At 65.3% G+C, this 15,561-nt stretch carries 16 protein-coding genes; 11 read left to right on the top strand and 5 right to left on the bottom strand.

What is annotated here, in order from left to right:
* The first annotated feature begins 126 nt into the window (after positions 1–126).
* The 5 genes from fabA (at position 127) to hisA (ending at position 4,337) form a co-directional block, all read left to right on the top strand.
* Positions 127–636, top strand: coding sequence for a bifunctional 3-hydroxydecanoyl-ACP dehydratase/trans-2-decenoyl-ACP isomerase (fabA, locus tag I6N89_RS05545; protein ID WP_207017213.1), 510 nt, complete (start codon positions 127–129; stop codon positions 634–636).
* A 15-nt stretch (positions 637–651) separates the two neighbouring features.
* Positions 652–1,881 (top strand): beta-ketoacyl-ACP synthase I, encoded by a 1,230-nt coding sequence (gene fabB, locus I6N89_RS05540; protein ID WP_207017212.1) that lies wholly within the window; start codon positions 652–654, stop codon positions 1,879–1,881.
* 30 nt (positions 1,882–1,911) lie between these two features.
* Positions 1,912–2,703: an enoyl-ACP reductase FabI gene (locus I6N89_RS05535; RefSeq protein WP_207017211.1), complete on the top strand. Its 792-nt coding sequence runs from the start codon at positions 1,912–1,914 to the stop codon at positions 2,701–2,703.
* Positions 2,704–2,766: 63 nt separating this feature from the next.
* Positions 2,767–3,402, top strand: coding sequence for an imidazole glycerol phosphate synthase subunit HisH (hisH, locus tag I6N89_RS05530; protein ID WP_207017210.1), 636 nt, complete (start codon positions 2,767–2,769; stop codon positions 3,400–3,402).
* A 212-nt stretch (positions 3,403–3,614) separates the two neighbouring features.
* Positions 3,615–4,337, top strand: coding sequence for a 1-(5-phosphoribosyl)-5-[(5-phosphoribosylamino)methylideneamino]imidazole-4-carboxamide isomerase (gene hisA / locus I6N89_RS05525; protein WP_207017209.1), 723 nt, complete (start codon positions 3,615–3,617; stop codon positions 4,335–4,337).
* Positions 4,338–4,507: 170 nt separating this feature from the next.
* Here hisA and I6N89_RS05520 read toward each other — a convergent pair whose 3' ends face one another.
* Positions 4,508–4,660 (bottom strand): hypothetical protein, encoded by a 153-nt coding sequence (locus tag I6N89_RS05520; RefSeq protein WP_207017208.1) that lies wholly within the window; start codon positions 4,658–4,660, stop codon positions 4,508–4,510.
* A 487-nt stretch (positions 4,661–5,147) separates the two neighbouring features.
* Between I6N89_RS05520 and I6N89_RS05515 the strand changes: the two genes are divergently transcribed.
* Both I6N89_RS05515 and I6N89_RS05510 read left to right on the top strand, forming a co-directional pair.
* A complete protein-coding gene (locus I6N89_RS05515) occupies positions 5,148–6,500 on the top strand; it encodes an ammonium transporter (protein WP_207017207.1) in 1,353 nt (450 codons plus the stop codon).
* Positions 6,501–6,515: 15 nt separating this feature from the next.
* On the top strand, positions 6,516–6,680 hold the full coding sequence (locus I6N89_RS05510) for a hypothetical protein (RefSeq protein ID WP_207017206.1): 165 nt from the start codon (positions 6,516–6,518) through the stop codon (positions 6,678–6,680).
* 59 nt (positions 6,681–6,739) lie between these two features.
* On the opposite strand, the gene I6N89_RS05505 is transcribed toward I6N89_RS05510, so the two are convergent.
* Positions 6,740–7,684 (bottom strand): hydrogen peroxide-inducible genes activator, encoded by a 945-nt coding sequence (locus tag I6N89_RS05505; protein ID WP_207017205.1) that lies wholly within the window; start codon positions 7,682–7,684, stop codon positions 6,740–6,742.
* A gap of 120 nt (positions 7,685–7,804) precedes the next feature.
* On the opposite strand from I6N89_RS05505, the gene I6N89_RS05500 reads away from it, so the two are divergent.
* From I6N89_RS05500 to I6N89_RS05490, 3 genes are all read left to right on the top strand, one after another.
* Positions 7,805–8,449 (top strand): peroxiredoxin, encoded by a 645-nt coding sequence (locus I6N89_RS05500; protein WP_076697473.1) that lies wholly within the window; start codon positions 7,805–7,807, stop codon positions 8,447–8,449.
* Between the two features lie 80 nt (positions 8,450–8,529).
* Positions 8,530–8,967, top strand: coding sequence for a Dps family protein (locus tag I6N89_RS05495; protein WP_207017204.1), 438 nt, complete (start codon positions 8,530–8,532; stop codon positions 8,965–8,967).
* 124 nt (positions 8,968–9,091) lie between these two features.
* Positions 9,092–9,967, top strand: a complete 876-nt coding sequence (locus I6N89_RS05490) for an MBL fold metallo-hydrolase (RefSeq protein WP_207017203.1) — start codon at positions 9,092–9,094, stop codon at positions 9,965–9,967.
* A gap of 210 nt (positions 9,968–10,177) precedes the next feature.
* On the opposite strand, the gene I6N89_RS05485 is transcribed toward I6N89_RS05490, so the two are convergent.
* The 3 genes from I6N89_RS05485 to I6N89_RS05475 are packed head-to-tail and all read right to left on the bottom strand — an operon-like array spanning position 10,178 to position 12,807.
* Complete coding sequence (locus tag I6N89_RS05485; RefSeq protein ID WP_328805845.1) at positions 10,178–11,086, bottom strand: amino acid ABC transporter permease; 909 nt, start codon at positions 11,084–11,086, stop codon at positions 10,178–10,180.
* 19 nt (positions 11,087–11,105) lie between these two features.
* A complete protein-coding gene (locus I6N89_RS05480; RefSeq protein WP_207017202.1) occupies positions 11,106–11,933 on the bottom strand; it encodes a transporter substrate-binding domain-containing protein in 828 nt (275 codons plus the stop codon).
* A gap of 25 nt (positions 11,934–11,958) precedes the next feature.
* Positions 11,959–12,807 carry an amino acid ABC transporter permease gene (locus I6N89_RS05475; RefSeq protein WP_076697488.1) on the bottom strand — a complete coding sequence of 283 codons (849 nt, stop codon included), beginning with the start codon at positions 12,805–12,807 and terminating at the stop codon, positions 11,959–11,961.
* A gap of 206 nt (positions 12,808–13,013) precedes the next feature.
* Between I6N89_RS05475 and pheT the strand changes: the two genes are divergently transcribed.
* On the top strand, positions 13,014–15,410 hold the full coding sequence (gene pheT / locus I6N89_RS05470) for a phenylalanine--tRNA ligase subunit beta (protein WP_207017201.1): 2,397 nt from the start codon (positions 13,014–13,016) through the stop codon (positions 15,408–15,410).
* Positions 15,411–15,561: the final 151 nt, after the last annotated feature.

Below are 15,561 nucleotides of genomic sequence, written 5' to 3'. Positions count from 1 at the left end.
CTAATTCAAATGAAAATCCGGGTTTCGCGTGCCAGGCCCCTGCGTGTCGGCAGGCTTGCAAGGCGCGCTTTCACGGTGATAGAGGGGGCGCAATCTGAAACCCAAGGAACGAAGGGCCTCCCGCTCATGGCCGACTACCCCACCAGCTTCGGCAAGGAAGACCTGTTGAAATGCGCCCGCGGCGAACTGTTCGGCCCCGGCAATGCGCAGCTTCCCGAACCGCCCATGCTGATGATGGACCGCATCACCGAGATTTCCGGCGATGGCGGCCCGAACGGCAAGGGCCATGTGGTGGCCGAATTCGACATCACGCCCGACCTTTGGTTCTTTTCCTGCCATTTCCCCGGCAATCCGATCATGCCGGGCTGCCTCGGGCTCGACGGGCTCTGGCAGCTCACCGGCTTCAATCTGGGCTGGCGCGGCTGGCAGGGGCGCGGCTATGCTCTCGGCGTGGGCGAGGTGAAGCTCACCGGCATGGTGCGGCCCGACCGCAAGATGCTGACCTATTACGTGGATTTCACCAAGGCCGTGCAGACCCGCCGCCTCACCATGGGCGTGGCCGATGGCCGCGTGGAGGCGGATGGGGAAACCATTTATCAGGTCAAGGACATGAAGGTCGCCCTGTCCGAAAGCTGAACCAGGAGTATGTCCATGCGCCGCGTCGTCGTCACCGGACTCGGGATCGTCTCGTCCATCGGCAACACTGCCGACGAGGTGCTCGCCTCACTGAAGGCGGGCAAATCCGGCATCAGCGCCAATGCGCAGATGCAGGAACACGGGTTCCGCAGCCAGATCGCCGGGGATGTCGATATCGACGTCTCCGAACATGTGGACAAGCGCACCCTGCGCTTCATGGGCCCGGGCGCCGCCTATGCCCATATCGCCATGCAACAGGCCATCGCCGATAGCGGGCTCGAGGAGTCCGACGTCGTCAATCCGCGCACCGGGCTGGTGGCGGGCTCCGGCGGGCCGTCCACCTCGGCCCTGCTCACCGCGCATCAGACCGTGCTGAAGACCGGCGGCACCAAGCGCGTCGGCCCCTTCGCGGTGCCCAAGGCGATGTGCTCGACGATCTCGGCGAACCTCTCGACCGCCTTCAAGATCAAGGGCATCAACTATTCCATCACCTCGGCCTGCTCGACCTCGCTGCACTGCATCGGCAATGCCGCCGAGCAGATCATGATGGGCAAGCAGGACGTGATGTTCGCCGGCGGCGGCGAAGAGCTCGACTGGACGCTCTCCTGCCTGTTCGACGCCATGGGCGCGATGAGCTCCAAGTATAACGACACGCCCGAGACCGCCTCGCGCGCCTTCGATGCCGGGCGCGACGGCTTCGTGATCTCGGCGGGCGGCGGCATCCTGGTGCTGGAAGAGCTCGAACACGCGAAGGCGCGCGGCGCCAAGATCTATGCCGAGGTCACCGGCTATGCCGCAACCTCCGACGGGCACGACATGGTCGCGCCCTCCGGCGAGGGCGGCGAGCGCGCCATGCGGCTGGCGCTCTCCACCCTGCCCGAGGACCGCAAGGTCGGCTATATCAATGCGCATGGCACCTCGACCCCGGTCGGCGACGTGGGCGAGATCGAAGCGGTGCGCCGGGTCTTTGGCGACGGCAGCACGCCCCCGGTCAGCTCGACCAAGTCGATGACCGGCCACAGCCAGGGCGCCACCGGCGCGCAGGAGGCGATCTATTGCCTGCTGGCGCTGCATCACGACTTCATCATCCCCTCGATCAACGTGGAAACGCTCGATCCGGCGTTGAAGCCCGAAGAGATCGCCACATCGCTGGTCGAGCATGCCGGGCTGGATACGGTGATGACCAATTCCTTCGGTTTCGGCGGCACCAACGGCTCCATGCTGTTGAGCCGGTATCGCGACTGATCAACAATAAAAACAACGGGTAACAGGAACATGTCGGAGCTTCTGAAGGGCAAGCGCGGGCTGGTCATGGGGGTGGCGAATGACCGCTCCATCGCATGGGGCATCGCCAAGGCGCTGCACGAGGCGGGGGCCGAGCTGGCCTTCACCTATCAGGGCGAAGCCTTCGGCAAGCGCCTGGAGCCGCTGGCCGCCTCGGTGGGCAGCGATTTCATGGTCGATGTCGATGTGACCGACGACGCCTCGCTCGAAACGGCCTTTGCCGAGCTCGGGTCGCGCTGGCCCACGATCGACTTTCTGGTCCACGCCATCGCGTTTTCCGACAAGTCCGAGCTGACCGGGCGGATCCTCAACACCAGCCGGGCAAACTTCAAGAACTCGCTCGACATCTCGTGCTACAGCTTCATCGAGGTCGCCCGCCGGGCGCATCCGCTGATGGTTGAGAACGGCGGCACGCTGATCACCCTGACCTATGAGGGCAGCCAGCGGGTCGTGCCCAATTACAACGTCATGGGCGTGGCCAAGGCGGCGCTGGAATCGGCGACGCGCTATCTGGCCAACGATCTCGGCCCCGAGGGCATCCGCGTCAACGCGATCTCTCCCGGCCCGATGAAGACGCTGGCCGGCGCCGCCATCGGCGGGGCGCGCAAGACCTACAAGCATACCGACCAGAACGCCCCGATGCGCGCCAACGCGACGCTCGACGCGGTGGGCGGCACGGCGGTCTATCTGGTCTCGGATGCCGGCGCCTGCACCACGGGCGAGATCCTGCATGTGGACGGTGGCTTCCATGTGCTCGGCATGCCGCAATACGAAAATCTCTGAGGCCGGCGCCGCCTTCCGGGCCGCCCGCCTCTTCCGGACGACATTGAAGACAGGAGCGCGGCGATGCTGACGGCGATCATCGATTACGAGAGCGGCAATCTGCACTCCGCCGAAAAAGCCTTTCAGCGCATGGCGCGGGAAACCGACGCCGGCGAGGTCGTGGTGACCACCGATCCCGAGACCGTGGCCAATGCCGACCGCATCGTGCTGCCCGGCGACGGCGCCTTTCCCGCCTGTGCCGCGGCGCTTTGGCGCTCGGGCTGCTTTCAGGCCATGGTCGAGGCGGTGGAGACGCGCGGCGTGCCCTTCCTCGGCATCTGCGTCGGCATGCAGCTCCTTGCCCGCAAGGGACATGAATACGAGGAAACCGGCGGGCTCGGCTGGATCGACGGCGAGGTCGAGCGGATCGTGCCTTCGGACGCCGCTCTGAAAGTGCCGCATATGGGCTGGAACGATCTGGTGATCGACACGCCCCACCCGGTGCTCGACGGCATCGCGACCGGCGATCACGCCTATTTCGTGCATTCCTACCAGATGCGCATGTCCGATCCCGCGCAGCGGCTGGCACATGTGGAGTATGGCGGCAACGTCACCGCCATCGTCGGGCGCGACACGGTGCTCGGCTTGCAGTTCCACCCGGAGAAAAGCGCCGCCACCGGCCTGCGCATGATCGCCAATTTCCTGCGCTGGCGCCCGTAACCGGCGGCGTCTGCGCGAAAGCGGTACAAAGCCGCTCGCGCGGGAGATGTTCCAAGGATACATGGCGCAATTCAGGGCTGTGAGATTGCCGAATTTGTGCATCAGAGACCGTATCCAGATACCCGTTTTAACCCAGCAATGACCTAAGGTCGGATTGCATCGCCCCGCACGTCATGAAATTATCCACAAAAGACTGTATCGAGCAAAACGCCATGATCCTGTACCCCGCCATCGACCTGAAAGACGGCAAGGCCGTGCGCCTGCTTCGCGGCGACATGGACAAAGCCACCGTGTTCAACGACGATCCCGCCGCGCAGGCGCTGGAATTCGTCGCCGCCGGCTGCGAATGGCTGCATCTGGTGGATCTCAACGGCGCCTTCGCCGGCGAGCCGGTGAACGCGGCGGCGGTCGAAGCGATCCTGAAGACCACCAACACCCCCGCCCAGCTCGGCGGCGGCATCCGCGACATGGCCACAATCGAGCGCTGGCTGGAGAAGGGCCTCGCGCGGGTCATCCTCGGCACCGTGGCGGTTGAAAACCCCGCGCTGGTGCGCGAGGCGGCTGACGCCTTCCCCGGCAAGATCGCCGTGGGGATCGACGCCAAGGACGGGCGCGTCGCCACCAAGGGCTGGGCCGAGGTCACCGATGTGGACGCGGTGGAGCTGGCAAAAAGCTTTGAAGACGCAGGCGTCGCGGCGATCATCTATACCGATATCAACCGCGACGGCGCCATGCAGGGCCCGAATATCGAGGCCACGGCAGCGCTTGCCCGCGCGGTGACCATTCCGGTGATCGCCTCGGGCGGGGTGTCCTCGCTGAAGGATCTGCGCGCCCTACGCGATTGCGGCGCGTCGTTGAACGGCGCAATCTCGGGCCGGGCGCTCTATGATGGCGCCATCGACCTGAAGGAAGCGCTGAAACTTTTGCGCGACTGACTGGCACAAGCGCCGTCAGGTTCTGCCCCTTCTTCGAAACCAAAAAAAAGCCCGCGATGCCGCGGGCTTTTCCATGTCCGGTGGCTGCCGTTCAGCGTGGGGCAAACGCAATGGGCCGCGAGATCGGGCCGGCATTCCCGCACCGGGCAATGAGGGCTGCCGCCAACCCCCTAGTACCGAACGCGCTTTTTCCTGACACCACGGCCGGCGCGATCCATCATCACCGGATCGGCTCCGGCGCTCTGGAAATAGAGATGTGGCGCGATGTCCTTGCGAATGGTGATACCGCCACGGTCGACATCCTCGAAGAACTCACGCGGCACCTAGGTGATCGTCGCCACACTTCCCGCCAATGCGGTGCCAGTGATCGGCGGGAACCCCCTTGCCAGCGACCGAGACCAACTGGACGTGGAGATATCCGCATCCCAACGTGTGGTGCTTTTCGCGCACCTGCTTGCCGAGCGCGTCGCGTCCCTCCCGTTCGACCAATGCGTCGATGTCCCTACAATCTCTGCATAAGCCTCTCTGCCCCAAAAAAAAGCGGGCGCCTCCGGCCCTGTCGGAAAATATATTACCATCAGGAAATAAATATTCTCACAGGTAGATTTTCTATCAAGCTAGCGGCCGCCGTTCGCGTGCCGCTCAGGAAATAAGCACGCTCAAGCCAAACACGCCGCAGATTGAACAAACATAGGGATTCCCCTTTGCCAGCCCATCGCCGCGTTTTGCCCTGAGGAAACTTTATTCACTCCTAGTGTCAGGAGGGACGCACCTCCCATACATAACATCCGCAATGGGGAATTACGAACGATGGAACAGGAACTCGCCGCCCTGACTGAGCGGTTGGCTGCTTTGGAGAGCAGCACCGCCATGTCGGGCACGATCAATTCGGAAATCTTCTACTGGTGGTGTACCGCGCTGATGATCGCTATCCACGCAGGTTTCCTCGCCTATGAAATGGGCGCCAGCCGCGTGAAGAACGTGCTGGCCTCGGGGATCAAGAACATCCTCGCCTTCGCCTTCATGGTGCCGACCTTCTATTTCTTCGGCTGGTATATCTACCTGTCGTTCTACAACGGCCTGCTGCCCGCCGATGACGCCTCGGGCCTGCCGTGGGAGCTGTCGATGGGTCCGAACCTCGCGGACAACGCCACCGGCATCTTCTGGGCCGCCTTCACGCTCTTTGCCGCCACCACCGCCTCGATCTTTTCCGGCGCGGTGATCGAGCGCATCCAGACCGCCGGCTTCCTGATCCTGGCGATTCTGCTTGGCTCGGTCGTGTGGATCCTCGGCGGCGCCTGGGGCTGGCACCCGACCGGCTGGCTGACCGTCAAGTTCGGCTATCACGATGTGGGCGCCGCCGGCGTCGTGCATATGGTGGCAGGCTTCTTTGCGCTGGGGGTTCTGCTGAACCTCGGGCCGCGCGTCGGCAAGTTCAATGAGGACGGCAGCGCCAACGCGATCTTCGCGCATAACGTGCCCTTCACCATCACCGGTCTGATGCTGATTATCGTCGGCTTCTTCGGCTTCCTCGGCGGCTGCATCATCTACATGCCGGGCGAGCAGTGGATCAACATCTACGGCCAGCCCACCACGCTCTCGGCCTTTGCCTTCAACACGCTGATGGGTATGGCCGGCGGCATCATCGGCGCCTGGGTCAAGACCCGCGATCCGTTCTGGATGATGTCCGGCGCGCTGATCGGCATCTTCGCCGCAGCCTCGGGCCTCGATGTCTACTACCCGCCGGTGGCCTTCGCGCTCGGCACCTTCGGCGGTTTCGTCGTGCCGATGGTTGCCGTCTGGCTCGAAAAGATGGGCATCGACGACGCCGTCGGCGCCTTCCCGGTGCACGGCATCGGCGGCCTGATCGGCGTGGTGTCCTGCGGCATCTTCGCCGCCGGCTACCCGAATGTCGACGGCATGCCGCCGGTCAGCCTCTGGGGCCAGATCGTCGGCGCCGTGACCATGGCGGTGCTGGGCTTCGTGCCGGGCTATGTCGCCTCCTACATCCTGAAGGTCTTCGGCCTGCTGCGCGTGCCGGATCACATCCAGGAAAAGGGCCTCGACATCGTCAAGGTTCCGGTCTCGGCCTATCCCGAAACCTACACACCGGCTCCGGTCAATGTCGCCACCCCCGCGGCCGCCGGCACCCCGGCAGAGTAAGAAAGGAAAGATCCCATGAACACCTCTCCGATCGACAGCTGGGAAGGCGCCGAGGCGTATTTCACCTTCGCCGACAAGCCTGCCGTGATGATGCTCTTCCTGCTGATCGCCGTGGCGATCACCTTCGGGACAATCATCGTCGCGGCGGTGCACGAAAAGCACGCCTACAACAATCACTGACGTCCCTTGTGTCTGTGAGAAAGGAAGGGGGCGGGCCGCAAGGCTCGCCCCCTTTCCGTCTAGGCGCCGCCGGGCGCGCCACCGATGCGCCAATCCTCCCGCATCGCCCTCTGTGTCGCCTGCAACATCCGGCCAATCGCCTGAAACACCTCGGCCCGGGGGCTACCGGGCCGCCAGCCCAGCACCACACTGCGCGGACAGGCGTCGCTCAGCGGCGACAGGTCGATCTCCTGCCCGGTCAGCACCCCCGCATGGATCGCCAGATCCGGCAGCAGCGTGATCCCCAGCCCCTCGCTCACCATGGAAATCAGTGTCGCGAGGCTGGTGGCGGAAAAGCTCTCGTCCTGCTCGATATCGCGATCCGGAAAGGCCTTGAGCGCATGCCGTTGCAGGCAATGCCCGCGCTCCAGCAGCATCAGACGCGCGCCCTCCAGCGCCTGCCCGCTCACCGGCCCTCCGCCAAAACGCGACACGCCCGGCGGCATCGCGAGGTGATAGCCGTCATCGAAGAGATGCAGCACCTCGATCCCCTCGATATCGAAGGGCTGCGCAAAGAGGATCAGGTCGAGCCGCCCGGCCAGCAGCCCCTCGGCCAGCGATTCCGTCATCTCTTCGCGCAGGAACAGCCGCAGCTCGGGAAAGCCCACGCGGATCTGCGGCAGCGCCCTTGGGATGAGAAACGGCCCGATGGTGGGGATCGCGCCCAGCCGCAGATCGCCCCGATCGGGCCGGCCCTGCGTCGCCGCCAGCACCTCGATATCCTCCGCCGCCAGCAGCAGCGCGCGCGCCCGCTCGGCGATCTCCGCGCCGAGCGGCGTCATGATGACCGAGCGCTTCGTGCGCTCGGCCAACTGTATGCCCAGCCGCTCCTCCAGCTCGCGCAGCCCGGCGCTCAGCGTCGGCTGGGTGACATGGCAGATCTCGGCGGCGCGCGAGAAATTCAGCTCTTCGGAGAGCGCCAGCAGGAAGCGGAGCTGGCGCAGGGTGATCTGCGGATTCATCATAGAACAAATCTATCATATATGTAGATACAATCAATTTCATTAATTTATCGGCGCCCTCTAAATCAGGGTCATCGCAAGACGATGCCTCACGAAAGACCCTGAAAGAAAAGGACCAGACCGATGACCGAAGACACCCAACCGCAGATGCCGCGCCTCAACGAGCCTGCCCCGGCCTTCGACGCACCCACCACCGACGGCCGCAAGACCAATGCCGATTACAAGGGCAAGTGGCTGATCCTGTTCTCGCACCCGGCGGATTTCACCCCGGTCTGCACCACCGAATTCATCGCCTTCGCCAAGAAGCAGGATGAATTCGCCGCGATGAACACCGCGCTGCTCGGCCTCTCGATCGACAGCCATTACAGCCACATCGCCTGGATGCTGAACATCAAGGAGAAGTTCGGGGTCGAGATCAACTTCCCGATCATCGCCGACCTGAACATGAAGGTGGCGCAGAGCTACGGCATGATCCAGCCCGGCGCCTCGGATACGGCGGCGGTACGCGCGACCTTCATCATCGACCCCGAAGGCGTGCTGCGCGCCATGGTCTATTACCCGATGAACGCGGGCCGTTCGGTGGACGAGATCCATCGTCTGCTCGTGGCGCTGCAAACCGCTGACGAGAACAAATGCGCGATGCCGGAGAACTGGAAGCCCGGCGATCCGGTCATCGTGCCCACCCCTGCCACGCCCGAGGCCGCCATGGCCCGCGCCGGCGAAGGCTACGACACGGTCGACTGGTATTTCTCCACCCGCCAGCTCTGACCGCTCCCCCCGGCGCGCCGCCCGCGCGCCGGGGCTTCCCGAAACACCGCCTGCCGCCCCTGCCCGAAAGGACCGATCCGATGACCGCAACCGCCCATACTGACAGCCTGACCCGCATCCTCGCCCGGACCTTCCGGCTCTATATCCAGACCCATGGCTATCACTGGAATGTCGAAGGCCCCGAGTTCCGCCAGCTGCACGGCTTTTTCGAAGAGCAGTATCAGGAGCTCTGGAACAGCCTCGACGAAATCGCCGAACGCATCCGCAGCCTCGGCGCCTATGCGCCCGGCAGTCTTGCCGAATTCCTGACGCTCGGCGGAGAAGAGGCCGCGCCGGCGCAATCCGCCATCGCCATGGTGGACGCGCTGATCACCGGACACGATGCGCTGGCAGCCGAGCTGCGCGAGGCCATCGCCACCGCGCAGGAGGCCGGCGACGAGCCTTCCGCCGGGCTGCTCACCGACCGTCTGGCCTGGCACGAGCAGCAGCTCTGGATGATGAAAGCCAGCCGCAAATGACCCGGGCGGCGCGACATTTGCGCCGCCCCCACCCCCATGCGGAACACATTCGTATTTTCGAACATTACTCTTGCAACAGACACCCGTGCGGGTGCAGCAAGAGCCGACAAGAGATGAGGAGACCATGACCCACCATCCGACCGTCAAATCCTTCTGGGACGAAGCCACCGGCAGTTGGCAATACGTCTTCCACGACCCCGCCACCATGAAAGGCGCCATTGTCGATCCCGTCTGGGATTACGACCCGCAGGCCGGCGCCACCACCACCGCCAATGCGCAGCAGATCCTCGACTATGTGCGTGAGGCGGGAATCGAGATCGTCTGGATCCTCGACACCCACCCGCATGCGGACCACTTCTCCGCCGCGCCCTGGCTGAAGGAGCAGCTCGGCGCCCCCACCGCCATCGGCGAGAAGGTGACTGGCGTGCAGAAACTCTGGACCGGCATCTACAACCTGCCCGGCGACTTTCCGCAGGACGGCAGCCAGTGGGACAGGCTCTTTGCCGATGGCGAGGAGTTCATGGTGGGCGAGATCCCGGTCAGGGTGATGTTCTCGCCGGGCCATACGCTGGCCTCGATCACCTATGTGGCGGGCGACGCGGCCTTTGTGCATGACACCTTCATGATGCCCGACAGCGGCACCTCGCGCGCGGATTTCCCCGGCGGCTCGTCGAAAGAGCTCTACGAGTCGATCCAGCGCATCCTGGCGCTGCCCGACGACACGCGGCTCTTTGTCGGCCATGACTACGCGCCCGAGGGGCGCGAGGCGCAATGCGTGGCCACGGTGGCCGAGCACAAGGCGGCGAATATCCACCTCAAAGACGCGCCTTCCGAGGCAGAGTACCGCTCGGTGCGCGATGCCCGCGACGCCACCCTGCCGCTGCCCAAGCTGATGCTGGCGGCGCTTCAGATCAACATTCGCGGCGGCCGCAAACCGGCGCCCGAGGACAATGGCCGCAGCTATCTGAAGATCCCGCTCGATTATTTCGAGCCGCGCTGACCCGGCGCCGGACGGTGGGCAGAATTGCCCACCCTACCCTTACGGCGCCGCCGGAGCACCATCCGGAACGCCGCCAAATCGGCCATGCCGGACGCCTTCGGCGGGCGTATTTTTCAAAGAGAAGAAGATGCAGGGGCGCGCCCTTGTGCGTCTTCTCTTTCCAAATACGCCAAAGCCGCCCGCACCAGCGGCGCAGCACATGGCAGAAGCTCAGCCCTGACCAAGCGCCTGCCGCCGCTCCAGCCGGGCGAACCAGCGCGAGAGCCCGTAGCAGAGGATGAAATACAGCGCCGCGACGACGATATAGGTCTCGAACCGGCGCTGCGAGGAGACGGCGATTTCGGTGCCCGCAAAGGTCAGCTCCTGCACCGAGATCAGCGAGACGATGGAGCTGTCCTTGACCAGCATGATGAACTGATTGGCCAGCGGCGGCGTCACCTTGCGCAGCGCCTGCGGAAACACCACCAGGCGGAACGCCTGCCAGGACGACAGACCGAGGCTGCGCGCCGCCTCGACCTGCGTCTCGGGCACCGCCTCGATGCCGGCGCGCACGATCACCGCGATATAGGCCGCCTCGAACATCGCGAGGCTGAGCACGCCGGCAAGGAAGTTCTCCAGCAGGTTGGGCGGCCCGGCGAAAAGCGCGACCAGCCGCTCGGCGCCGGGGCCCAGATTGCGCGCCCAGACATCCACGCCCAGCGCCGGAATGACCTGAGACGAGACGAAGAAATAGAACACGAAGACAAAGACCAGCGGCGGCACATTGCGGATCAGCCCGACATAGGCGGTGGTGGTGAGCCGAGGCAGCAGCCGCTTGCGGCTCGCCATGATCCCCAGCGCCAGACCGAGCAGGCTCGCCAGCAGCATCGCCCAGAGCGACAGCCGGATCGTCGTCAGGAAGCCTTCGAGCAGCAGGTTGGGCTCCCACCAGCCGCTCTCGCCCGGCCGGAACAGCGCGCGCGGCAGGTAGGTCCAGCTCCATTTATAGGCGAGCACGTCCGAGACGCGGTGCCAGAGATAGGACACCGCGCCCAGCACGCCCGCGATCAGGATCAGATCGGTCAGGCCGAAACGGCGTTTTCGGTCGGGATCGGGATACATGCCAAGGTGGGGCGGCACAGGCGCCGCCCCGATCGCCTTATTCCGGCACCTGATCCGCCCAGGGGCGGCCGCCGAACCAGTAATCGTGACGCTCCTTCAGCCAGCCGTCCTGAGTGCGCACAAGGATCCAGTTGTTGAAGAAGTTCAGCGCGTCGGGATCGCCCTTGCGCAGGGCAAAACCCTCCGAAGAGGCCTTGATCAGCTCGTCGGTGGGCGCAAAGACCACCTCCGGGTTGTCGTAGATGATGAAACTCGGCAGCGGCTGCGACGAGACCATGGCGTTGGCGTTGCCGTTCAGCACCTCCTGGATCACCTGGTTCTGGTCGTCGAACTGGCGCAGGGTCGCCTTGGGGAAGGTCTCTTTCAGGTATTCGCAGGGCGAGCCGCCGCGGCGGCAGGCAAAGGTCACGTCGGTGGAATTGTAGCCCTCGGGCCAGGCGATATCCTCGCTCTCGCCGATATGCGCCATCACCCCCAGCGAGCTGCGCGCGTAAGGCTGGGTGAAATTGACCGTCAGGTTGCGCTGCGGCGTGATCGACATGCCGCCGATGATCACGTCGAACTTGCCCGCGATCAGCGCAGGAATGATGCCGTCCCAGGCGGTGGGCACGAATTCCACCTCGACGCCCATATCCTCGGCCAGTTTCGTGGCCACGTCGATCTCGAAACCGATCAGCTCGCCATCGGTGTTGCGCATCGCCCAGGGCACGAAGGTGGACATGCCGACCTTGAGCACGCCGGCGCGCTTGATCTGCTCGATCACGCTGTCCTGCGACAGCGCCGACTGGGTGTCCTGCGCGACGGCGCCAGAGCCCAGCGCGAGCGCGGTGGTGGCGGCCAGGGCGAGGGTTCGGAAAAATCTCATCTGGGTTGCTCCCCTTTGAAACGAGTCAATTCTGGTCTGCGAAACGGCGCGCCCGGCGTTCCAGCCAGGCGGCGACGGAAGACAGGCCGATCGTCAGCACGAGATAGATCGCCGCGACGGTCAGCCAGATCTCGAAGGTCATGAAGGTATCGGCGATGACGGTGCGGCCCTCGTTCGTCAAGTCGAATACCGCGATGGTCGAGACGATGGCCGAGCTTTTCGTCAGGTTCACCAGCGACGAGGTCAGCGGCGGCAGCATCAGCGGCACCGCTTGCGGCAGCACCACCTTGCGATAGGTGGCATAGGGGCGCATCCCCAGCGAGGCCGCCGCCTCCCACTGGCTGCGCGGCACCGACAGGATGCCGCTGCGCAGGATCTCGGAGATGAAGGAGGCCTCGAACACCGCAAGGCAGAGCACCCCGGTCCAGAAGCGCTCGATCCCGAGGATGGGCGAGAGCACGAAATAGAAGAGATACATCTGCACCAGCAGCGGCGTGTTGCGGATGATCTCGAGATAGGCGGTGGCCAGCGCGTGGCCGGCGTAAGAGCGCGACAGCCGCAAAAGCGCCACGGCGAGCCCGATGGCAAAGGCCAGCAGCGCGCCCCAGAGGGTAATCTCCAGCGTCACGAAGAGGCCGCGCATCAGCGGGCCCCAGATCAGTTCGCCGTCGATCTCGCGCCAGAAATAGCGCGGCACGCGATACCATTGCCAGTTGTAGCGCATTGCCTGCGCGCCCGCGACGATGCCCCAGAGGATCAGCCCGGCGCCGGCGAGGAACAGCAGCCAGTCCGACGCGTTGCGCCGCCAGAGCCCCAGCCGGGTGCGGCGCCGGCTTTGCGCAAGCAGGCTGTCGAGATCCGGATTGGTGGTCATCAGGTCTGAAACCCTCGGCTGCGGTCCGCGCTTGCCCCGAGGGGCCGTCTCGGGGCGAGAGTAAGGCTATTTTCCGCGATGGCAAACCGCCCAATCCGACGCGGGCCGGGGTTTTCGTGCCGCCGCCCGGGCGCGCGCCCCTTTCCCCTTCCGCCGCGATCCGGTAAGAGCCACGCGACACGGAAACCAACCCGGGCGCCCCTGCGATGAAATTCACGCTTTCCTGGCTGAAAGACCACCTCGACACCACCGCCTCGGTCGATGAGATCACCGAGGCGCTGACCGATCTCGGACTGGAAGTGGAAGGGGTCGAGAACCCCGCCGACCGTCTGGCGGCCTTTACCATCGGCAAGGTGCTGAAAGCCGAAAAGCACCCGGACGCGGACAAGCTCAGGGTCTGCACCGTGATGACCGATGAGGGCGAGAGCCAGATCATCTGCGGCGCCCCCAATGCGCGCGAGGGCATCACCGTGGTGGTGGCCAAGCCCGGCACCTATGTGCCCGGCATCGACACCACGATCCAGGTCGGCAAGATCCGCGGCATCGAGAGCTTTGGCATGATGTGCTCGGAGCGCGAGATGGAGCTCTCGGACGAGCATAACGGCATCATCGAGCTGGAGACCGGCGAGGTCGGCGAAAAATTCACCGACTGGCTGGCGAAGAACGATCCCGCCAAGGTCGATCCGGTGATCGAGATCGCCATCACCCCCAACCGCCCCGACGCGCTGGGGGTGCATGGCATCGCCCGCGATCTGGCGGCACGCGGGCTCGGCACGCTGAAGCCGATCCCCGAGGTGAGCGTGCCCGGCGCCTTCCCCTGCCCCGTCTCGGTGAGCATCGAAGAGAGCGCCAGCGAGGGCTGCCCGGTCTTCTACGGGCGGCTCATCAGGGGGGTGAAGAACGGCCCCTCGCCGCAATGGCTTCAGGACCGGCTGAAGGCCATCGGCCTGCGCCCGATCTCCTTCCTGGTCGACGTGACCAACTTCTTCACCTTCGACCGCAACCGCCCGCTGCACGTCTTCGACGCCGACAAGATGTCGGGCGGGCTGCGCGTGCATGCGGCGGCGGGCGGCGAGACGCTGGAGGCGCTCGACGAGCGCACCTATACGATGGAACCGGGGATGATCCTGATCTCCGACGAGACCGGGCCGGAAAGCCTCGGCGGCGTGATGGGCGGCGAGCCCACCGGCGTCAGCGACGAGACGGTGAACGTATTCCTTGAGGCGGCGTGGTTCGATCCGATCCGCACCGCCTATACCGGCCGTGCGCTCAAGATCAATTCCGACGCACGCTACCGCTTCGAGCGCGGCATCGACCCGGAATCCGCGGCGCCCGGCATCGAGGCGGCGACGCAGATGATCCTCGATATCGCCGGCGGCGAGGCCTCCGAGGTGGTGATCGCCGGCAAGACCCCGGACACGACGCGCGCCTACAGGCTCGACACCGATCGCTTGGTCTCGCTCGTGGGCATGGAGATCCCGGCGGACGAGCAGCGCGCGACGCTGACCGCGCTCGGTTTCACGCTCGACGGCGACATGGCGCAGGTGCCCTCCTGGCGCCCCGACGTGATGGGCGAGGCCGATCTGGTGGAAGAGGTCGCCCGCGTCGCCTCGCTCACCAGGCTTCAGGGCAAGCCGATGCCGCGCCCGCAGAGCGGCGTGCCGGCGCCGATCCTGTCGCCGATGCAAAAGCGCGAACAGATCGCGCGGCGCACGGTGGCCGAGCTCGGCTATAACGAATGCGTCACCTACAGCTTCATCGACAAGGCCTCGGCAGAGCTCTTTGGCGGCGGCAGCGATGCGACCATGCTGGCCAACCCGATCAGCTCGGAGCTGAGCCATATGCGCCCGGCGCTGCTGCCCGGTCTGTTGCAGGCGGCGGCGCGCAACCAGGCGCGCGGCTTTGCCGATGTCGCGCTGTTCGAGGTCGGCGCGGCGTTCCGCGGCGGCGAACCGGGCGAACAGCACCTGCTGGTGACCGGCCTGCTGGTCGGGCGCACCGGGCCCAAGGACGTGCATGGCGCCGCCCGCCCCGTCGATCTCTATGACGCCAAGGCCGATGCCGAGGCGGTGCTTGCGGCGATGGGCGCGCCGGCAAAAATGCAGATCCTGCGCGGCGCCCGCGAATGGTGGCATCCGGGCCGTCACGGCAAGCTCTGCCTCGGTCCCAAGAAGGTGCTGGGCATCTTCGGCGAGATCCACCCCAAGGTGCTGCAAGAGATGGGCGTCAAGGGGCCGGCGGTGGGCTTTACCCTCTGGCCGGAAGAGATCCCGCTGCCGCGTAAATCGGGCGCCAGCCGTCCGGCGCTGGTGCTGAACGATCTTCAGGCGGTCGAGCGCGATTTCGCCTTCGTGGTCGATGCCGATGTGGCGGCTCTGGATCTGGTCAACGCCGCGGCCGGCGCCGACAAGACGCTGATTTCAGAGGTGCGGGTCTTCGACGAATTCGTCGGCGGCAGCCTCGGCGAGGGCCGCAAATCGCTGGCCATCACCGTGCGCCTGCAACCGAGCGATACGACGCTCACCGAAAAGGACATCGAGGCGGTGGCCGGCAAGATCGTCGAGAAGGTGCAGAAAGCCACCGGCGGCACGCTGCGCGGCTGACATCCGACACCCCGGGCGGGGCGCGCATATGCGCCCTTCCCCATCTCATTCCCGAAACGATGGCTCTTGCGCATTCCCACGCGCGGGATTAAGCGCCAGCGCGGCGCACGCGGGCGAACACGGGTTTCTCCCGCCGGCGCGTTTCGGACCT

Origin of the sequence: Salipiger abyssi (assembly GCF_017311415.1) — a bacterium.
Taxonomy (GTDB): domain Bacteria; phylum Pseudomonadota; class Alphaproteobacteria; order Rhodobacterales; family Rhodobacteraceae; genus Salipiger; species Salipiger abyssi_A.
The sequence above is the reverse complement of the archived record's forward strand: the minus strand, read 5'-3'. Positions and strand labels throughout refer to the sequence as shown.

What these genes read in the sequence shown, in the direction of transcription:
- hisA (WP_207017209.1), top strand. Translation starts at nt 3,615, where the DNA reads ATGATCCTGTACCCCGCCATCGACCTGAAAGACGGCAAGGCCGTGCGC.
- I6N89_RS05515 (WP_207017207.1), top strand. Translation starts at nt 5,148, where the DNA reads ATGGAACAGGAACTCGCCGCCCTGACTGAGCGGTTGGCTGCTTTGGAG.
- I6N89_RS05510 (WP_207017206.1), top strand. Translation starts at nt 6,516, where the DNA reads ATGAACACCTCTCCGATCGACAGCTGGGAAGGCGCCGAGGCGTATTTC.
- I6N89_RS05480 (WP_207017202.1), bottom strand. Translation starts at nt 11,933, where the DNA reads ATGAGATTTTTCCGAACCCTCGCCCTGGCCGCCACCACCGCGCTCGCG.
- hisH (WP_207017210.1), top strand. Translation starts at nt 2,767, where the DNA reads ATGCTGACGGCGATCATCGATTACGAGAGCGGCAATCTGCACTCCGCC.
- fabB (WP_207017212.1), top strand. Translation starts at nt 652, where the DNA reads ATGCGCCGCGTCGTCGTCACCGGACTCGGGATCGTCTCGTCCATCGGC.
- pheT (WP_207017201.1), top strand. Translation starts at nt 13,014, where the DNA reads ATGAAATTCACGCTTTCCTGGCTGAAAGACCACCTCGACACCACCGCC.
- I6N89_RS05490 (WP_207017203.1), top strand. Translation starts at nt 9,092, where the DNA reads ATGACCCACCATCCGACCGTCAAATCCTTCTGGGACGAAGCCACCGGC.
- fabA (WP_207017213.1), top strand. Translation starts at nt 127, where the DNA reads ATGGCCGACTACCCCACCAGCTTCGGCAAGGAAGACCTGTTGAAATGC.
- I6N89_RS05495 (WP_207017204.1), top strand. Translation starts at nt 8,530, where the DNA reads ATGACCGCAACCGCCCATACTGACAGCCTGACCCGCATCCTCGCCCGG.
- I6N89_RS05475 (WP_076697488.1), bottom strand. Translation starts at nt 12,807, where the DNA reads ATGACCACCAATCCGGATCTCGACAGCCTGCTTGCGCAAAGCCGGCGC.
- I6N89_RS05505 (WP_207017205.1), bottom strand. Translation starts at nt 7,684, where the DNA reads ATGATGAATCCGCAGATCACCCTGCGCCAGCTCCGCTTCCTGCTGGCG.
- I6N89_RS05500 (WP_076697473.1), top strand. Translation starts at nt 7,805, where the DNA reads ATGACCGAAGACACCCAACCGCAGATGCCGCGCCTCAACGAGCCTGCC.
- I6N89_RS05535 (WP_207017211.1), top strand. Translation starts at nt 1,912, where the DNA reads ATGTCGGAGCTTCTGAAGGGCAAGCGCGGGCTGGTCATGGGGGTGGCG.